This is a genomic window from Pararobbsia alpina (genome assembly GCF_902859895.1).
GTDB classification, from domain to species: domain Bacteria; phylum Pseudomonadota; class Gammaproteobacteria; order Burkholderiales; family Burkholderiaceae; genus Pararobbsia; species Pararobbsia alpina.
This window is the reverse complement of sequence record NZ_CADIKM010000071.1, coordinates 1-14,981: the sequence shown is the minus strand read 5'-3', so window position 1 is coordinate 14,981 and position 14,981 is coordinate 1. Positions and strand designations below refer to the sequence as shown.

16 protein-coding genes and 2 pseudogenes are annotated in these 14,981 nt (G+C 58.0%); 8 read left to right on the top strand and 10 right to left on the bottom strand.

Annotation, left to right across the window (positions count from 1 at the left end; all coding sequences use genetic code 11):
- Window positions 1-155: 155 nt before the first annotated feature.
- Window positions 156-713, top strand: a pseudogene (locus HV670_RS27785) (IS110 family RNA-guided transposase); the annotation flags it as partial.
- Between the two features lie 700 nt (window positions 714-1,413).
- Here the strand turns inward: HV670_RS27785 and HV670_RS27780 are convergent.
- A complete protein-coding gene (locus HV670_RS27780; protein ID WP_175108190.1) occupies window positions 1,414-2,796 on the bottom strand; it encodes a replication initiation protein in 1,383 nt (460 codons plus the stop codon).
- A 790-nt stretch (window positions 2,797-3,586) separates the two neighbouring features.
- Between HV670_RS27780 and HV670_RS27775 the strand changes: the two genes are divergently transcribed.
- Both HV670_RS27775 and HV670_RS27770 read left to right on the top strand, forming a co-directional pair.
- Entirely contained in the window at window positions 3,587-4,795 is a 1,209-nt protein-coding gene (locus HV670_RS27775) for a ParA family protein (RefSeq protein WP_175108189.1), read from the top strand.
- A complete protein-coding gene (locus HV670_RS27770; protein WP_175108188.1) occupies window positions 4,792-5,763 on the top strand; it encodes a ParB/RepB/Spo0J family partition protein in 972 nt (323 codons plus the stop codon). Before HV670_RS27775 ends, HV670_RS27770 begins: the two co-directional genes overlap by 4 nt.
- Before the next feature lie 951 nt (window positions 5,764-6,714).
- On the opposite strand, the gene HV670_RS31470 is transcribed toward HV670_RS27770, so the two are convergent.
- Together HV670_RS31470 and HV670_RS27765 are read right to left on the bottom strand one after the other, a co-directional pair.
- Complete coding sequence (locus HV670_RS31470) at window positions 6,715-7,332, bottom strand: site-specific integrase (protein ID WP_246258030.1); 618 nt, start codon at window positions 7,330-7,332, stop codon at window positions 6,715-6,717.
- Complete coding sequence (locus HV670_RS27765; protein WP_246258025.1) at window positions 7,311-8,420, bottom strand: phage integrase family protein; 1,110 nt, start codon at window positions 8,418-8,420, stop codon at window positions 7,311-7,313. The genes HV670_RS31470 and HV670_RS27765 overlap by 22 nt, the downstream gene beginning before the upstream one ends.
- A 1,185-nt stretch (window positions 8,421-9,605) precedes the next feature.
- Here HV670_RS27765 and HV670_RS27760 point away from each other — a divergent pair.
- Window positions 9,606-9,833, top strand: coding sequence for a hypothetical protein (locus tag HV670_RS27760; RefSeq protein WP_175108178.1), 228 nt, complete (start codon window positions 9,606-9,608; stop codon window positions 9,831-9,833).
- A 398-nt stretch (window positions 9,834-10,231) separates the two neighbouring features.
- Here the strand turns inward: HV670_RS27760 and HV670_RS27755 are convergent, their stop codons facing one another.
- The 6 genes from HV670_RS27755 to HV670_RS27735 all read right to left on the bottom strand — a co-directional run bounded on the left by HV670_RS27755 (window position 10,232) and on the right by HV670_RS27735 (window position 11,944).
- Window positions 10,232-10,489 carry a hypothetical protein gene (locus tag HV670_RS27755; RefSeq protein WP_175108187.1) on the bottom strand — a complete coding sequence of 86 codons (258 nt, stop codon included), beginning with the start codon at window positions 10,487-10,489 and terminating at the stop codon, window positions 10,232-10,234.
- A gap of 21 nt (window positions 10,490-10,510) precedes the next feature.
- Window positions 10,511-10,741, bottom strand: coding sequence for a hypothetical protein (locus HV670_RS27750; protein ID WP_175108186.1), 231 nt, complete (start codon window positions 10,739-10,741; stop codon window positions 10,511-10,513).
- A 58-nt stretch (window positions 10,742-10,799) separates the two neighbouring features.
- Window positions 10,800-10,928: a hypothetical protein gene (locus tag HV670_RS31960; protein WP_281362477.1), complete on the bottom strand. Its 129-nt coding sequence runs from the start codon at window positions 10,926-10,928 to the stop codon at window positions 10,800-10,802.
- A complete protein-coding gene (locus HV670_RS27745; protein ID WP_175108185.1) occupies window positions 10,928-11,128 on the bottom strand; it encodes a hypothetical protein in 201 nt (66 codons plus the stop codon). The genes HV670_RS31960 and HV670_RS27745 overlap by 1 nt, the downstream gene beginning before the upstream one ends.
- Window positions 11,129-11,234: 106 nt before the next feature.
- The gene (locus HV670_RS27740) at window positions 11,235-11,654 is read right to left on the bottom strand and encodes a helix-turn-helix domain-containing protein (RefSeq protein ID WP_175108184.1); all 420 of its coding nucleotides are present in this window, start codon (window positions 11,652-11,654) and stop codon (window positions 11,235-11,237) included.
- On the bottom strand, window positions 11,651-11,944 hold the full coding sequence (locus tag HV670_RS27735) for a type II toxin-antitoxin system HigB family toxin (protein ID WP_175108183.1): 294 nt from the start codon (window positions 11,942-11,944) through the stop codon (window positions 11,651-11,653). Before HV670_RS27735 ends, HV670_RS27740 begins: the two co-directional genes overlap by 4 nt.
- 129 nt (window positions 11,945-12,073) lie before the next feature.
- On the opposite strand from HV670_RS27735, the gene HV670_RS27730 reads away from it, so the two are divergent.
- The 4 genes and pseudogenes from HV670_RS27730 to HV670_RS32445 all read left to right on the top strand — a co-directional run.
- Complete coding sequence (locus HV670_RS27730) at window positions 12,074-12,757, top strand: AAA family ATPase (RefSeq protein WP_175108182.1); 684 nt, start codon at window positions 12,074-12,076, stop codon at window positions 12,755-12,757.
- Between the two features lie 11 nt (window positions 12,758-12,768).
- On the top strand, window positions 12,769-13,020 hold the full coding sequence (locus HV670_RS27725; protein WP_175108181.1) for a CopG family transcriptional regulator: 252 nt from the start codon (window positions 12,769-12,771) through the stop codon (window positions 13,018-13,020).
- A 174-nt stretch (window positions 13,021-13,194) separates the two neighbouring features.
- Window positions 13,195-13,452: a TetR/AcrR family transcriptional regulator gene (locus tag HV670_RS27720; protein ID WP_175108180.1), complete on the top strand. Its 258-nt coding sequence runs from the start codon at window positions 13,195-13,197 to the stop codon at window positions 13,450-13,452.
- A 341-nt stretch (window positions 13,453-13,793) separates the two neighbouring features.
- Window positions 13,794-13,938, top strand: a pseudogene (locus tag HV670_RS32445) (SOS response-associated peptidase family protein); the annotation flags it as partial.
- A 528-nt stretch (window positions 13,939-14,466) separates the two neighbouring features.
- Here the strand turns inward: HV670_RS32445 and HV670_RS27715 are convergent.
- A complete protein-coding gene (locus HV670_RS27715) occupies window positions 14,467-14,616 on the bottom strand; it encodes a hypothetical protein (RefSeq protein WP_175108179.1) in 150 nt (49 codons plus the stop codon).
- Window positions 14,617-14,981 lie beyond the last annotated feature (365 nt).

Sequence of the window (14,981 nt, the reverse complement as noted above, 5' to 3'; positions counted from 1 at the left end):
TGCCGTGGAATACCGGCACGCCGAGCTCGTCAGCGCTTAACCAGGCTAATTAGGTCCCCACTTAGCAATAAGTGGGGGCTTCACGGCCTGTGCGCTCGCCGTGATAACCGCCTACCAATTCGACGTCGTCAACATGTCCTGGCTGGACGCTTACGAGCCCCGAGCGTTTGCGAAGAGAAATCGTGGCACATCTGGATGCTCTGCCGGGCTGGGCCAGGCGATGCATCAGCGATCTGCTTGAGCATGCCGGCAACATCGAGGACCGGCTGGTCGAATACGATCGCGCAATCAGCGAAATCGCGCGTGAGGATGCGCGTAGTCGGCGGCTCATGCAATTGCGCGGCATCGGACCGACGACGGCCAGTGCCCTGCTTGCGAGCCTAGGTGCCGGACATGACTTCAGGAATGGCCGCCAGGTGGCCGCATGGCTCGGTCTGACGCCGGGCCAGCACAGCAGCGGTGGCAAGGCACGGCTGGGCAGTATCACGAAGGCAGGCGACGCTTATCTGCGCAGTCTGCTGGTGCTTGGGGCTCGCGCCGTCATTGCGAATCTCGGCGAGAAGCAGGACCGCATCAGCCGCTGGGTACGAAACCTGGTCGAGCGGCGCGGATACTGGCGTGCGGCCGTCGCGATAGCGGCCAAGAATGCGCGAATGGCCTGGGCGATCCTGAAATACGGCGACGACTTCAGGTACGAACCCGTTACAGCATGACCACCTTGCGCATCCATCGCCCCGAACCTGCCAGCGCGACGGACATCATGAGCGAATAGACGATCACTTTGCACTGCCAGCGGTGATGTGAAGCGGGTTGGACCCGCGTGGGGCGTACCTGATAAGGCTACAGGGATTTCATTCCCGGTCAGCGAACGAGGCCCTCGCGCGCGTCTTTCATCAGGGTCCGGGCTACAGGCCCAACATGACCGGTTGTAGTACCGCAGTCCTTCACCTTCTCACACGCACCCCGAACGGCATTGCAGCACATTAACAAAGAACCACGCTTGAGCTTGCGCTTAACGGGGAAGCCCTTGTAGTAGCCTTAACGCTATTTGGCAGCATTCGCGATAAGCGTCATAGCAAGGCAGTCATATCGCATTTGCTTGCGACGAGCGCGATGGCGCGGTTGTCATCTCGATACTACGGGCCAACTTTGGCCAGGGGCTCGACATGAAGGGCTTGTGGGAGGTTGACCGCATGGATGGCGAGGGTCTGTGGGAGCCGGTCCTCACCTATGTTTCAAGGTCGCAAATCTGGCAATTCTAGATGCTCGTCTTTTGCCTTGGCGAATCACCGGCGCTCAGACTAGACGCAGACGCACAATGCCCTGGGCGAGTGCGAAGTACGAAGACCTGCACGCGCGCTCATACGTCGGCCGCGATAGAGCCGTGGGGCAGCGTTATACGCCGCATCTGCCTCACTGTGTTTTGCCCTTTGCCGGCTTCGTTTGGGTGAAAACGTATCCGGCGAAAGCACTCTTTAGAGCAGGAAGGCTCTCGAACATTTCAGCAGTGAGTTCTGTCATTGGGTCGACGTTCAAGCGACGAAGAGTCAGCTTCCCTGCTGCTGTTCGCTTGTACGTCCTCCGCCAGTCTTCCTGTTGTTCGGGCAACGCAACTTCATAGGCAGCCCAACCGTGGCGAACTTCCTCGTTCAGGCGTTCCCGGGCCGTTAATTCCTGGGCGGCCGTCTGAAGTGCGGTCTGCGTTTGCGACTGAGCCTTGGCCGCGGCTTCCTGCTGTTCGCGGAGCACGAGCGATTGTTGAATCTCGACCATCTCCCGCTCTGCATCGGAAACGATCCAACCTTCTTTGAGTGCCTTTAAGAAGAAACCTGCAGGGCTTTTTGTCACTTTGCCCATTTTTAGGCTAAAACGCGTTCGATCGATCGCCTGTTCGAGACGCTCGTCGGTGTAGGTATCGCGCGCAGACGCTATCTGATTGAACTGGACAGTGGATAGACCGAACTCCTGCTTCAAGGTCCGATAGATATGTTGTGCGTGCTCGTGCGTGTGCAGCAGGCGATCCGCCAGACCCTTACGTTCGATGCGGAATCTCAAACTTCCGATCTTGCGTGACCCCGGTAGATTGCGCGACTCATAGCTGATCGTCAGATCGGAAACGTCGTTTATCTGCTTTACTGCAGGGTCGAGCCAGTCGCGCTTGAAGTACTTGAACACCTGCGCATTGACGCCCATTTCGCCTTGCCAACCGCGTAGGTCGTCGAGTGGAATCCACTCAGTCAGACTCTCATCGGCGTACGCCTGAAGGTGGTCGTACATCACGCGTGCGTATGACAGCGAAAACATCGACGTTATGCGCAAGCTCAGCCAATGCGATTTGCCGGGTCCGCGAATTATCCCAACAAGGTCTGGCGGTACCCGAAACTGAAACCTCCCGCCTTGATAGGAAATACGTCCGATTAGCTGTGTCGAACCAAATGGGCGCTCGCCATGCTGGTCGATTGCGGACGTTGCTTGGATCAGAGCCTTTTGTGCCTCAGTTATGACCTGCTCAAGATGAGTGTTGTTGCGGCTCGAATAGCGCATAAGCCATTTGAAATAGTCGAGCTCTACCTCATAAAGATCACGCACACGTTCGTCCTGTGCGACTAGGAAATACGCCGCATCGATAAGACGCCGCGCTGCCACACCTAGATCGACGATACGAATGAGGACGTTGTTGCGCGCGAACCCGATATCGGAACGCGCCTGTGCAACCGTCAATCCTTCGGTTGCGGTGTCGTCAAATAGCGCGAGCGCCAGTTGGCGAGACGTCGCCACCTGCCCTGCTTTGGTCATGCCGCCCTCGCAGCGAGTGTGGGTTGGTCAAGTTGAGCGGTACGGTACCCACCTCAAGGTGAACTGTCAACACAGAGCACCTCACCTTCGCTCGCTGCGAATCACATTTTTGCTCACCTAGGTCGCCCGATCACCTCACCATCGCTCCAAAAGAGCTCACCATGTGTCCCAATATTCCTCACCTTGGCGTGGTAAACGGCTCACCTCCCCGAACAATTCACATCACTTCACACACATACAACCTCACCTCTCGACCCTATGCCATTGATTAATAACGAGTGTAGTCACACCGTTTGTGGTTGGTCGGTTCTGTTTTTATAAAAACTCTAACCACAGGGCTGCCTCCTGTTGAACAGATAGCTGAGGTTGATGCTGATCTGCCACGTTTCGAACGACCTTCCTCAATCGGAATTAACATTCAACGGCGTTCTATGGTGAGGTGGTTTGTGATGCCTCGATAAGGAGTCGTTTTTTTGACTCCATTCCAGCCTCTAAGGTGAGGCGAAATGTGCTGAGGTTCGCAGGGGGACAGGCTGCGGTTTGCCATGGTGACACAATTTCCCTCACCTTCCACCCCTTGTCTTCCGCGCCCCAAAGGCCTTTAGGCCCTGCGCGACCACGTGTGAGCTCGGGCGGACGTGGCATTTCATGTCGAAGCGCGACTTTTGTCTGGCAATCTGCAGGTTACATCGTTATTCTACGGTGCGATGGCTAAACACGTTAAAAGCGTGGAAATATAGATCTTGGTCGAGAAAATTGCCTCACCTTCGAATCATAGAGGAAGCAACCAATGAAAATGAGTGAGTTGCCGGCGATGGACCGGCGCGTGAAGCTCTCGCAGCTTGGCGAGTTCGCAAAGCGTTTGTCGGTGATGACAGACGATTTGCGAGATCAAATCCTAGCTCCGCGTCCACGAAAGACGCCACCAGTCTTCACGATCGGGGAGCTGACAGAGATGTGTGGCGTGGACCGTCAGAAGATCAATTACCTAGCCACCAAGGGAGGCGGCGATCTTCCTTCGGGCCAAGTCCAAGGCACCGGTAGAGCACGGATCTTCACGCTTGCGGAGGCCCGTACGTGGGTGCAGCGAGTGTCCGACATCTATCAGACGGGGGTTGTCGACGGTGACCGCCCGCGCCGCGGTCGTGTGTTGATCACGGCCAACTTCAAGGGAGGGTCATGTAAAACGACGACCACGATGTGCATTGCACAAGGCCTCACTCTTCGCGGGCGCAAGGTGCTGGTCATCGATCTTGATCCGCAAGCCTCGCTATCCGAACTTTGCGGTTTGTACGCCGAGAAGGATGTGACGTGGGAGGATACGGTGCTGCCGTTTATCTACGATCCGACGATCGTGGGCGGCTTGGCGTCGAAAGTACAAACAACGTACTGGGATGGGCTCGATGTCATCCCTTCACATAACTACCTCCACGACGCCGAATTCCATTTGCCAACGGCTCAAAAAGAAAACCCCGGATATGAATTTTGGTCGGTGCTACGGAGAGGGATTGAGCCGGTGCTCGCGCAGTACGACTACATCATTCTGGATACTGCGCCGTCTCTGTCGTACATGACGCTTAATGGCTTGATGGCCGCCGACGCAATGGTGATGCCGCTGGTTCCGGAAAGCCTGGACTTTATTTCATCTGTGTCCTTTTGGTCGCTCTTCTCTGAGGTAGCAGCAGGCTTTGTGGAGCATGAGCTCGACAAAACCTATGACTTCATATCCGTTTTGCTTTCGAAAGTAGACTACAACACGACTTCGTCGGCACCAGTGGTTCGCTCTTGGGCGCAACGTGCATACGGTGACTGGCTCTCGACTACCGAGGTTCCGGCCAGTTCCGTGATGAGCAACGGTGCCCTAGCCTTCTCCACTGTCTTCGACTTATCTCGTTCGGATGGCGTTGCGAAAACCTTGGCGAGAGTAAAGCAACCCCTGATGGACTATTGCAAGTGGATTGATGACCAGTTCGTGGCGCAATGGAGGGTTGAAGCATGAGCAATCTGCGTGAGCGCATGATGAGCAAGACGGCGGATCTTCGCGCGGCGAAGGATATTCCGATTGATGCGCCAACAGACAGACAAGCTGCGCCGCCGCGCACCGCGCCGGGTATGGCGGCGGCGTTGGCGTCGGCGCAGAAGCGAGTCGCTGAACTCGAAAATGGCGGATCATCCAACGAGTTGCCGGTGTCGGAGATCGTCCCGAATCCTTGGCAACCGCGTCGGGTTTTCAACGAGGCGAAGTTGACCGAACTCGCTGAGTCGATTCGTGAGGCTGGGCTAGTACAACCGATCGTCGTTCGGCCTTCTGCCAAGGGCTACCAGATTGTGGCCGGGGAAAGGCGTTGGCGCGCGCATAAAATGATCGCCAAGGATCTAATCAAGGCTGTGCTCGTCGATCTTTCCGACGAGGACATGGCTATGCTGGCGCTGGTCGAAAACGTCGTGCGGGACGACCTTACTGACTATGAGATCTCACGCTCGATACGAGGCACGGAAAAGGAATTTCCGAACCGGAAGCGTATGGCGGAGGCTCTGGGTATCTCGCGTGGCGAGCTGTATCGGTACTTGGCGTTTGCCGAGTTGCCGGAATTTGTTTTGAAAGATTTGGAAGCTCAGCCTCGGATTCTCGGTGCGAATGCGGCGCAGGAAGTGGTGGCGTCACTTAGAAATCGCGACGGGAAAGCTTCTGAGATCGCACAGAGCCTATGGCAAAAGGTTGTCGATGGCGAACTTGACCAGACTAAGCTCGGTCGTGCGATCAAGCAAGCATTGGACCATGAAGGTAAATCGAACGCAGTAAGCGATCGAAGCATCGAGAAAATTTTTGCGGGGAAAACCCAAGCCGGTTCGATTACGAAGGACGCGGGTGGGTTCTCGGTCAAGATTAAAACAGGCATGCTCACGGACGAGCAGGAACAACAGATCCGAGGGCTCATAGGTCAATTCTTTTCATCGAACAGCTAGGAAGCCAGAGCACCGCAGCCCGCGAAAGCGGGCTTTTTTGTGTCTCTAGTAGAGACACGGTGTCGTGCAAGCGAACGGTGTCTCTATTAGAGACACGGACACTGCGGTTAGAAGTAAATGCCAGGGTGACTATTCCAATCGAGGCTTTTCATCGAACAGCTAGGACACCAGCGCACAGCAGCCCGCGAAAGCGGGCTTTTTTGTGTCTCTAGTAGAGACACGGTGTCGTGTTCCTGGAGCCAACTACGGTGTCTCTATTAGAGACACCCACACTGCAGCGACGAGTGCGTGCTGAGACTAGTGCTCCGATCGAGGCTTTTCATCGAACAGATTAGGACGTCGCGAACGTGTCTAGTAGAGACACAGTCGCCGTGTTCTTCGAGCGAACTGCGATGTCTCTATTAGAGACACGAACACTGCAGCGATGAGTATGCCGGGACTAGTGCTCAGATCGAGGCACAAACGCGGCACAAACGCGGCACCACCAATCCGCTCCTCAGGCGTAGCGAGCCTTGGAGGCACGATCGGGGCCGCAATGTGCCTCGATCGGATCACTTTATATACTGAATGTGCGTCACGCGCCCGAGATCAGCAGGCGTCAGATAGCCGGCGCGGCGTCGCGGGGCAAACTTTTGTTCTTCAACGGGGAGGGGCAACATTTGAACTGACCCGGTCCCTACCCGATCTGGCGACCACACATATAGACGCTGCGGCTTCGAACGTCGTCCTAATGCGGGCGCAAAGCCACTGGGCTGACCGCGACAGCGGGCTCACTTAACCGTCTACCGACAACGCAAACTGAGCCATCGAAGCCGGTTCCCGAAGCGCGTGTCCACGCATCGTGCGCCTGCGGAAGTCCCTTGCAGCGAGGCAGAAAAGAGGGCTGAGCCGATTGCGGATGCATGGCTGTCGGCACAACCGCAGTCGCGGAATTTAGCTCTGCCCCCGGGCTCAGACCTTCTTTGTGGATCCTTTCCGACGGGCGTAGTACTCGCCGAGTTCGCGCATCATTCGCTGTTTTTCGGCTTGAACGTAGATCGAAGTCGTCTGCATCGATTCGTGGCCCAGCGTCTTCTGGACCACGTCGAGTGGTACGTCATCAGCGACGGCCTGCGTGCCGAACGTGTGCCGAAACGCATGAGGGGACGCCTGGTCTAGTTGAGCGATGTCTTCGACGGTCAAATTGTCCATTTCCACCGTGAGGTGCTGTCTAACCCATGCTGCGAGATCATTGAGCCTATTCACCGAATACGGTTGCTCGGTCGCTGGCGTATGTTTCTTGAGCGCACGGGGGGTACTCGGGATCACGGTCGGAGCGAGTAAAGGAGCAGAGTCGAGTGGGGCGTCAAAGTCGCGGCCTCGGTCCTGCCAATGTACCCGGAGCGCGGCGACCGTCGCCAAGCTGGCGGGTACCGTCCGCTCCTTCTTGCGCTTACCGATGACGGTCAATTCCCAGACCGGTTCGCCGGCAGGACCGAACGTGGAAGGGCGCATCTTCTCTCGCATAGCAAAGGCGACCTCCTCGCGGCGCAGACCGGAATCGCCCATCAGCAGTAGGAGAACGCGCACGGCGCGCCAGCGCTTCGCCTTGACCGGGAGGCATTGGAGATCGACGTGGATTCGCACGCGATTCCACAGATCTGCGGACAGGGCGCGCTCGATTTGCATTTCGTTTTGCCGCTCGACCACGATCGGATCTTGACGGCTTTCCACGGATTGCCCGCCAGATAACGGACGTCGACGAGCCAACTGAACGTCGCCCGCAGCGCGCGTACGGCGTACTTTTGCGACTCGGCGGACAACCCTTCCGCAGCGAAGGGCTTCCAACGAGACGATTCGCGGCTCGCGCGCGGCCCGACGAAAGCAGGGGAGGGCGCCTTCAGGAAATCCTTGTAGGCCTCGCAGTCGTCCACCAGCAGCGAACTCCTGGCCTTGCCCCGGATGCAGACACACCACAGTAGGAAGCGCTCCAGTTCCTTGGTGTAGGCGCGCAGGGTTTTGGGCTGCTCGCGGTATTGATGCAGGTACGCGCGCACGGCCTCGAGGTCGTGCCGGGCCGCGACGTAGCAGAAGGCCGCCGAGCGGTTGGCACCATCGGCGCCGGAGAGCTCGCGCCGGAGACTCACGCGCTCGAGCGGCGCGAGCATGGACCCCCCGCCGTCGATCAGCACGAGTTGGTCGGCGGACGCGGCGAGCGGGTCGTCGAGGTCAACGTCCGCTGCGACGCGCAGCCGTAATGAGGCTTCGTGTGTGCGCAGCCAAGCCACAATCGTGCGTGCACGACCGACACCGATGCGGGGCACCGAGCGCCACCAGGCGCCGCCGCGGCGATTGCAAAAATCGACCAGGTCACGGAGGGTGCGCAGATTCTGGCTTTTTAATCGCTGCGCCACGAGCGGCCGAAACCACACGCCAATGCCGTGATCTGGGGCAGGGGAGGCCACCGCGAGCTTAGCTGCGGCCCCGACCATTTTGAGGGACACGGCGGCGAGTCGCGCGCTGCCATGGCGCTTGATCGACGCCCGCAAATGGTCGGCTAGGACCGACGAGCCGTGCTCGATGGCGAGCTTCACGAGCGCGTCGTGCATCTCGCGCAGATAGTGCTCCATTGCCGCCGGCGTCGATGCGAAGGTGTCGTCGTAAGGATCAAAATACATCCGTGCGATCGTGGCGGCAGGGATGCGTTGGACGTACGCGCGCAGGGGATGAAATCCTTCTGGGGGTACTGACGCGAGCGGGCGTCCGACGAAGTAAAGCTTGTACCGGCCGGGGTAGTCCCTAACCAACAGAGAGGCAAGCCGACCCCGCAGCACATACATATTTCGCTTCGTCGGCTTCGGAGGGAAAGTTTGGAAATTCCGTCGTGCGGAAGAGATTGTTGGAAATTCCGGCGTCAGATGATGCTTCCAACACAAAACGCGTGGAACATCTCGCAAACGAACTTAAACGTTGTAACGTGTTGTTTTTAAACGATATTCTACAGTTTCGCCGATCATGTTCCACGCGGCTGAACCCTAGGACACACTTTTCGGTGGCAAAAGCTCGGCTCAGCGCGGTTTTATGTTTCGCTTCGTCGCCTTCGGAGGGAAGGTTTGGAAATTCCGTTATGTGGAAGCGATTGTTTGAAATCCGGCGTCAGATGATGCTTCCAACGCAAAACGCGTGGAACATCTCGCAAACTAACTTAAACGTTGTAACTCGTTGTTTTTAAATAATATTCTACGGTTTCGCCGCTCATGTTCCACGCGGCTGAACCCTGGGACCCGCTTTTCGGTGGCAAAAAGCCCGGCTCAGCGCGGTTTTCTCAGCGCAACCTGCTGGGACGCTCATTTGTATTGCGCGATACGTATTTTGTATTGACGTCCTTAGGCCTCGAACCTTGAGTCTCGCCCTCATCAAATTTGCCGGCGCTCGTTCATGTACTAAAACGTATGCATGGCTTTGCTTTTGGGAGGGCGCGATGCTTTCACCACGGTTCCGAAGACCGGCAACGGACGCCCGGCCATATGGCGCGCATCGATTTGACGTATACGGGCCCAAGGTCGGACGGCGGCTGACGCTGTTTGGTCGCAGTGCGCTACAGCTTTGGCTGCGGCTTGAGTTTGACCCACAAGTGGTTACGTATTGCGCGCGGCCGTTGCTCGTGCCCGAGGCGAGGAGGGCGCGGCCCGTGGACTTTTGGGTTTGCACAGAGCAAGCGGAGCAGTTGCATTTGGTCTTGCGATCGTCCGAGGCGACGATTCGCCGATTGGCGTCAGCTAACGGACGCGATCGAAGCAGAACTGGACAAGCGCAATGTCCCGTATCCGAAGATCCTTTGGTGACGGTTGAAGAGCGGAGGCATGGACGAACCCAACGAATATCCGACAGAGAATTCTGAACAGCACTACGTGCATTCGGTGCTGCGTGAGCGGATTGTCGAGCACGTGTTCGTTGGCGACGTGCTGCGGCGCCTCTGGCAGCGCGGCGTCACGGATCTCGAGCTGCTGCGCTCCGAATACGATGCGGGCGGCTATGACCGTTCCCAAGGTATTGCTACAAGCCTATCAACCAAGGTGCTCCTCGAATGAGCTAGACAGCAACTTTTCGATCACGGCATCGTCGAGGTCTCTGACTTCGATGCCCTGTGCTCGGCATATGACGTCCAGCGCTTCGGCGACAGATCTGATCACGTCGGCGGTTCGGGGTTTCGGTGTGTTCAGGGTTGTCATGGGGCATCCAGTGTCGCGGTCTACTCGGCAGGCTGAAAAAAGCCCGCACGGTCGCACGGGGCCAGCGGGCCAAACGCTGCTTACTTCTGCCTCGTGGAGAGGCAAAACCACTCTACCAGCAATGCCCCTTAATGGCATGAAGGGTGGCGCCCCGTAAGGAATTGACACTGTGCTGGCGGGGGCAGTGCTGGGAGGGTGGCAATTTGAAACCTGCCTGAAGTGTTAATTCCCCTTATATGCATTACAGCGGAGTCGTTTTAAGTGATTTTGTGTGCCCCAGAACAGGGAACTGCGCCGTGCCAACGAGATTCTGAAGCTGGCTTGGTGTGCAGCAGCGTGGCCTCAACGTCCTCGATGATTTGCTCGATGCGACGCTTGACCACGGGCTCGGTGGAGGCTTCGCGCTCAAGCATTGCAGCGCCTTCTGCCAGTTGAGCTGCAAGCCACATAAACAGCCCAACGCCGGGGCCGCCATAGTGCTCCGTTTCTTCCGGGAGCAGCACCCGAAAATACATGCCGAGCCGATTCGGCGCATTTTACGGCGTGGCGTCGTAGGCTGGGTCGTGGCCAAGAAAGATCTCTCCCATGCGCCGCGCGTCTACCTCAATCAGTGCGAGCGGCTCGCGTGCGCCAGGCTCTCCCGTGCGGAATGCGGCGCGGGTATCGAAAACGCGCTTGGCGAACTGCCTGCCGAGCGCGTCGACCACGGCGGGGTCGGCCAGCGATGGCCGTTCATCCCGAACAACCTCGACATCGGACAGATCCATTGCAGCTCCGGTCTCAAAAAAGGAGATAGGTAAATCAAGCGGTGACGCCTGCTTTCGCTCAGGTCCAGAAGTGCCGAAGCAGCGCGACGGCGACCACGATGGCGACGCCGACCGCGTACAGCCTGCGCGTCATGCGGCGCTCAAATAGTTGCAGCCGGCATTCGAAGGATTCGAGTTGGGGATCCATCACTTATCCGTATCGCGCAGCGCGCGAAAGATTGAATTCGCCTCGTCCCAGCCCGCCATGTAGGCGTCGGCCTGCGCCATGCCAAGGACGTACGGCATATCGAGCGCGACGCCGTTGACGCGCTTCTCCAGCATCGCGCGCCCGCCCGCCTTGTATTCGGCGCTGCGTGGGTCGCGGCCGGGCGCGAAGGCCTTTGTCATAAGCTCGTCGACGGTGGGTTTCGTTGTCATCGTGCGTGCGCCGCTTCGTGAATCGCGGCACCGCGCAGTTCTCGGGCTGCGATCTGCTCTTCGGCGTGTTCGATGATCAAAGGAAAAGGTCTGCGTGGACGTGGAAGCGTTTCGCGAGCCGCTTGGCGACGTCCCTGCTGATGACCCGCTTGCCGCTCAGGATCTCGGAGATACGGTTTTGCGGAGCGCAGTCGTCAAGATCGACCTGGGTCAGGTTGTTCTGCTCCATAAGGAAGCGCAGCACTTCACGCGGCTCCGCGTCGGGGATCTCAACGTGTTCGTCTTCGTAGGCCTTCACCTGCGTGGCGATCAGGTCCAGTACTTCGGCAAGCGGGTGCGCTTCGTCGTCGCCGACTTCGTTAAGCAGCTCGTCGATGTACGCGATGGCCTTCGCGTAGTCGGCCTCGGTGCGCACGGCCGTCGCGCTGCCGATCAGTTCCTTGAACGGCATCCATGCCTTCAGGATGGCGCTCGGTTCTGCGATGGCATTCATCATTTTTTCTCCTTCCATTTGCCGGTGTCGTACTCGGCATGCGTCAAGACGTTTCGGACAAACACCTTGTGCGTGTTGTAGTGAATCGCGGCGATCAGTCGATACTTGTTGCCGCCGATATCAAAGACCATGTGTGGCTTCACGTAGTCGGCAGCGCCGAACGTCATCTTAAGGTCGTTGAGGTCCTTAAAGTCCTTGTCCTGCATCACCCTGAGCCAAGCCCGTAGCGGCGGCTCCGCGTCCGGGTGCTTCGTCCAGAACGCTATGAGGGGCGGCTTCGAAATTATGTGCATGCCTCCACTATATCCCAAATTGGGATGTCTGCAAACAGGCCCCCGGATTCCCTGCCTTTCGCCTATCATTCCACCGTTTCGCTACCGTTCCTCAACCGTTTCGACCTCTGAACACCACCGGATGCCAACGTGATCATTACATGTGGAAATACGAAAGGGGGCGTCGGAAAGTCGACGCTCGCGGTGCAACTCGCCCTCGGGCTCCACTTGGCCGGCGACTCGGTCTGGTTTGTCGACGGTGACAAGCAAGGGAACGGCATCGGCGCCATGACGCTGCGCACCGATCGCCAGCTCCCTACCCTGCCCTCCTCCTCCTACGTGGACGGCAAGACGCTCCGCGCTCAGGTGATGCTCCAAGCCAAGCAGTTCGCGCATACGGTCATCGACGTCGGCGGACGCGACACAGGTGCTTTGCGGGCGGCCCTCCTGTGTTCCGATATCGTTTTGATCCCGTTTCAGCCCCGTGCGTTCGACACGTGGGCGCTTGCCGACGTGGCGGCCGTGATCGACGAGGCGAACGGCACGCGCGCGACGCCGGTCCTAGCGCTGGCCGTCCTGAATTGCGCGGACCCGGTTGGATCGGACAATGCGGACGCAATCGAGGCCACGCAGGAATTCCCGCAGATGGAGTTGCTGCAGCTCACGCCTGAGCGCGCCGGGATCGGTCGCCGCAAAGCGATATCGCACGCGAGCGCAACCGGCCTGCACGTATCCGAGTACAAGCCCCGCGATGAGCAGGCGATCAACGAAATCGACACCCTCATATCGGTATTGAAACACCGGTTGGACGGTATCGCTTATCAATCGAATTGAGGGGGTAGGTTATGGCATTGCAGAAGCGCCCAAACCTCGCGCCGTTGGCGAAAGATCCAGCCGATGCGTTCATTGAAGGTGCGCACGACACCGTAGGCAAACCGCCGCGGCAGGTTCGCGAAAAAAAGCAAAAGATATCTGTCGAGCTCTATCCAGATCTGTTGGCCGACGTCGACGCCTTGACGCGCCAACTCCACATGAGCCGCGCCGCGGTGATCTCGATGGCGTGCTCGGAACTGGTGGCGGCGAAGCTGAAGCGCTAGCGCGCGCCGGTGGCTGGAGCCCTCGATACGGTGCCGTTCCGATATCGATTTGAGGGCGACTCACCTTCGTTCGCATACGCTGAGCTATGCGTGCGCGTCGATAAGAGTCGCAGCGCCTCCGGCCACGACAGCGATTACTTCATCGTCAAAGGGCAGTGAAAAATGGCTATACGCATGAATCCGGAAGACCGGAAAGCGCAGATCTTGGAAGCTGCTCTCAAGGTCGCTCGAGAGATAGGCGACTACAAGGTCACGCGAGAACTTGTCGCGAAGGAAGCGGGCGTGGCACCAGGCCTGGTATCACGCTACTTTTCGGACATGGCGACCCTTCAGGATGAGATTGTCATTCAGGCAGCCAAAAACCGGGACATCCGCATCATCACGGTGGGTCTGCTCGACCGCCATCCCTGCCGCGCGCGCGATTGCGGATGAAGTAAAGGACGACGTGTTGGCACACCTGTTCCGATGAGCAGGAACCTCTAGAGATCCAGGCTCGACCCGCGCTGGTGTTGTCACGGGGATCGTGGGTATTCTCGGCTTCCTTCGTGTTCGTGCCGCCTTCATTCTGGCCGCCGTGGCGTTCTTCGCCTTCGGCGTCAATAAGCGATCAGTTGGTTTTGGCACGACCCGGTCGGAGAAGGCTGGGGTTTTCTTGCCTTTGGTTCGTGGATATGGCGCTGAAGCTCAGCGGTCGAAACACTACCGTTTAGGAAGCGTTTCGATATCGTCTAGAGGGTGCTTTGCCGTCGCTTCGCTACCTAAAAGCATTTCTCGCCGGCCACGACCGCTGCATCATTCCAATCAAGCCTGAGCACATCGACGCCTGGCTCAATCCTGAGCCGAAGCACCTGGCAGCTCAGTACGCGGTCCCCCGATGACCGCAATCAGCCTTACTACGAGTACCGGCTGGCGGCCTAATTGTGTGTCCCGCAATACGGGAAATGCGATGACACTATCGAAACGAAGCTGAAACGATATCGTTTAGATGGTGACCGCGACCATCTGTAGCAACGACGAAAAGACGACGCGTTCATCCGTCAGCCTGGAGAACCCAGCAATTTCTTCAAACCCGAACCGGATTCGCAGCCACCATCGGAGCTAAGGCGGGCGAGGTTGTGGACGAAAATATGCTCGATAACCTTGAGTGTCTTAAGTGCGGCTACACCTTTTCATCATGAGTTTAATTGAAGTCTGAGGTTGGTGAACGACTCCGGAATGCCGACATATGGGACCGTCGGCATTGAAACGACGATAGAGGTCGGTAGGCTGGTCGTGCCTTCTGACAAATTCCCGGTTAGCCTGACACGGGTTGATGCGGCCATGAGGAAATGATATCGAAACGGTGCGGGACCGATATCGTTTCGGAGGTGGAATGCCTGCGTTTACCACGGAAATGGGGGTGCGGGGCTTTCCGGCTGGCCAGTGGAAATGACGGGGCAGGGCGCGTCAGGCGGCTGGAATCGACCTCAGGGCGCGCTGGGCACCAACGCGGACCACATGCACAAGGTCGTTCTCGTCGATCCGCCATGAAACGAGAAAATCCTCTTTCACCAGTTCGGTGAGCGCTTTTTTCAACGTGACCCGGAAGTGCGACATGGCCTTAGCCTTGGACCCGCATTGCTGATGGATGATGCGACCTTGTGGACGAACGGCACCGCATGCGTGTGGTAGTAGCTGTGCAGCCACTTCGCGAGCTCGGATTTAAGCGCGAGGCGCTGCGACCGGGCCACTCGCGTGTAGTCGTCGTGACTGAACAGGCGCACTATCTCCGGCTCGATGTAGGCCGTCCATCGCGTGCGGCCGTCCGGCCCAGCTTCGCCCGCGTCTTTCCAGATAAATTTTCGAACCAACGTAAGCGTCCACCCAAGGCATCTACCCCGACGTGAGCACGATCGACATGCTGTCGAATTTTTGGCGGAGCATGTTGATGGAAAACAAGGAAGTCGTGACGGTCACCCCGC

Excerpts from the sequence above, each read along its gene's own strand:
- HV670_RS27760 (WP_175108178.1), top strand. The coding sequence starts at position 9,606 with ATGGACGAACCCAACGAATATCCGACAGAGAATTCTGAACAGCACTAC.
- HV670_RS27720 (WP_175108180.1), top strand. The coding sequence starts at position 13,195 with ATGAATCCGGAAGACCGGAAAGCGCAGATCTTGGAAGCTGCTCTCAAG.
- HV670_RS27715 (WP_175108179.1), bottom strand. The coding sequence starts at position 14,616 with ATGTCGCACTTCCGGGTCACGTTGAAAAAAGCGCTCACCGAACTGGTG.
- HV670_RS27725 (WP_175108181.1), top strand. The coding sequence starts at position 12,769 with ATGGCATTGCAGAAGCGCCCAAACCTCGCGCCGTTGGCGAAAGATCCA.
- HV670_RS27755 (WP_175108187.1), bottom strand. The coding sequence starts at position 10,489 with ATGTATTTTCGGGTGCTGCTCCCGGAAGAAACGGAGCACTATGGCGGC.
- HV670_RS27750 (WP_175108186.1), bottom strand. The coding sequence starts at position 10,741 with ATGGATCTGTCCGATGTCGAGGTTGTTCGGGATGAACGGCCATCGCTG.
- HV670_RS27775 (WP_175108189.1), top strand. The coding sequence starts at position 3,587 with ATGAAAATGAGTGAGTTGCCGGCGATGGACCGGCGCGTGAAGCTCTCG.
- HV670_RS27770 (WP_175108188.1), top strand. The coding sequence starts at position 4,792 with ATGAGCAATCTGCGTGAGCGCATGATGAGCAAGACGGCGGATCTTCGC.
- HV670_RS27740 (WP_175108184.1), bottom strand. The coding sequence starts at position 11,654 with ATGATGAATGCCATCGCAGAACCGAGCGCCATCCTGAAGGCATGGATG.
- HV670_RS27735 (WP_175108183.1), bottom strand. The coding sequence starts at position 11,944 with ATGCACATAATTTCGAAGCCGCCCCTCATAGCGTTCTGGACGAAGCAC.
- HV670_RS27745 (WP_175108185.1), bottom strand. The coding sequence starts at position 11,128 with ATGACAAAGGCCTTCGCGCCCGGCCGCGACCCACGCAGCGCCGAATAC.
- HV670_RS27780 (WP_175108190.1), bottom strand. The coding sequence starts at position 2,796 with ATGACCAAAGCAGGGCAGGTGGCGACGTCTCGCCAACTGGCGCTCGCG.
- HV670_RS31960 (WP_281362477.1), bottom strand. The coding sequence starts at position 10,928 with ATGGATCCCCAACTCGAATCCTTCGAATGCCGGCTGCAACTATTTGAG.
- HV670_RS27765 (WP_246258025.1), bottom strand. The coding sequence starts at position 8,420 with ATGTATTTTGATCCTTACGACGACACCTTCGCATCGACGCCGGCGGCA.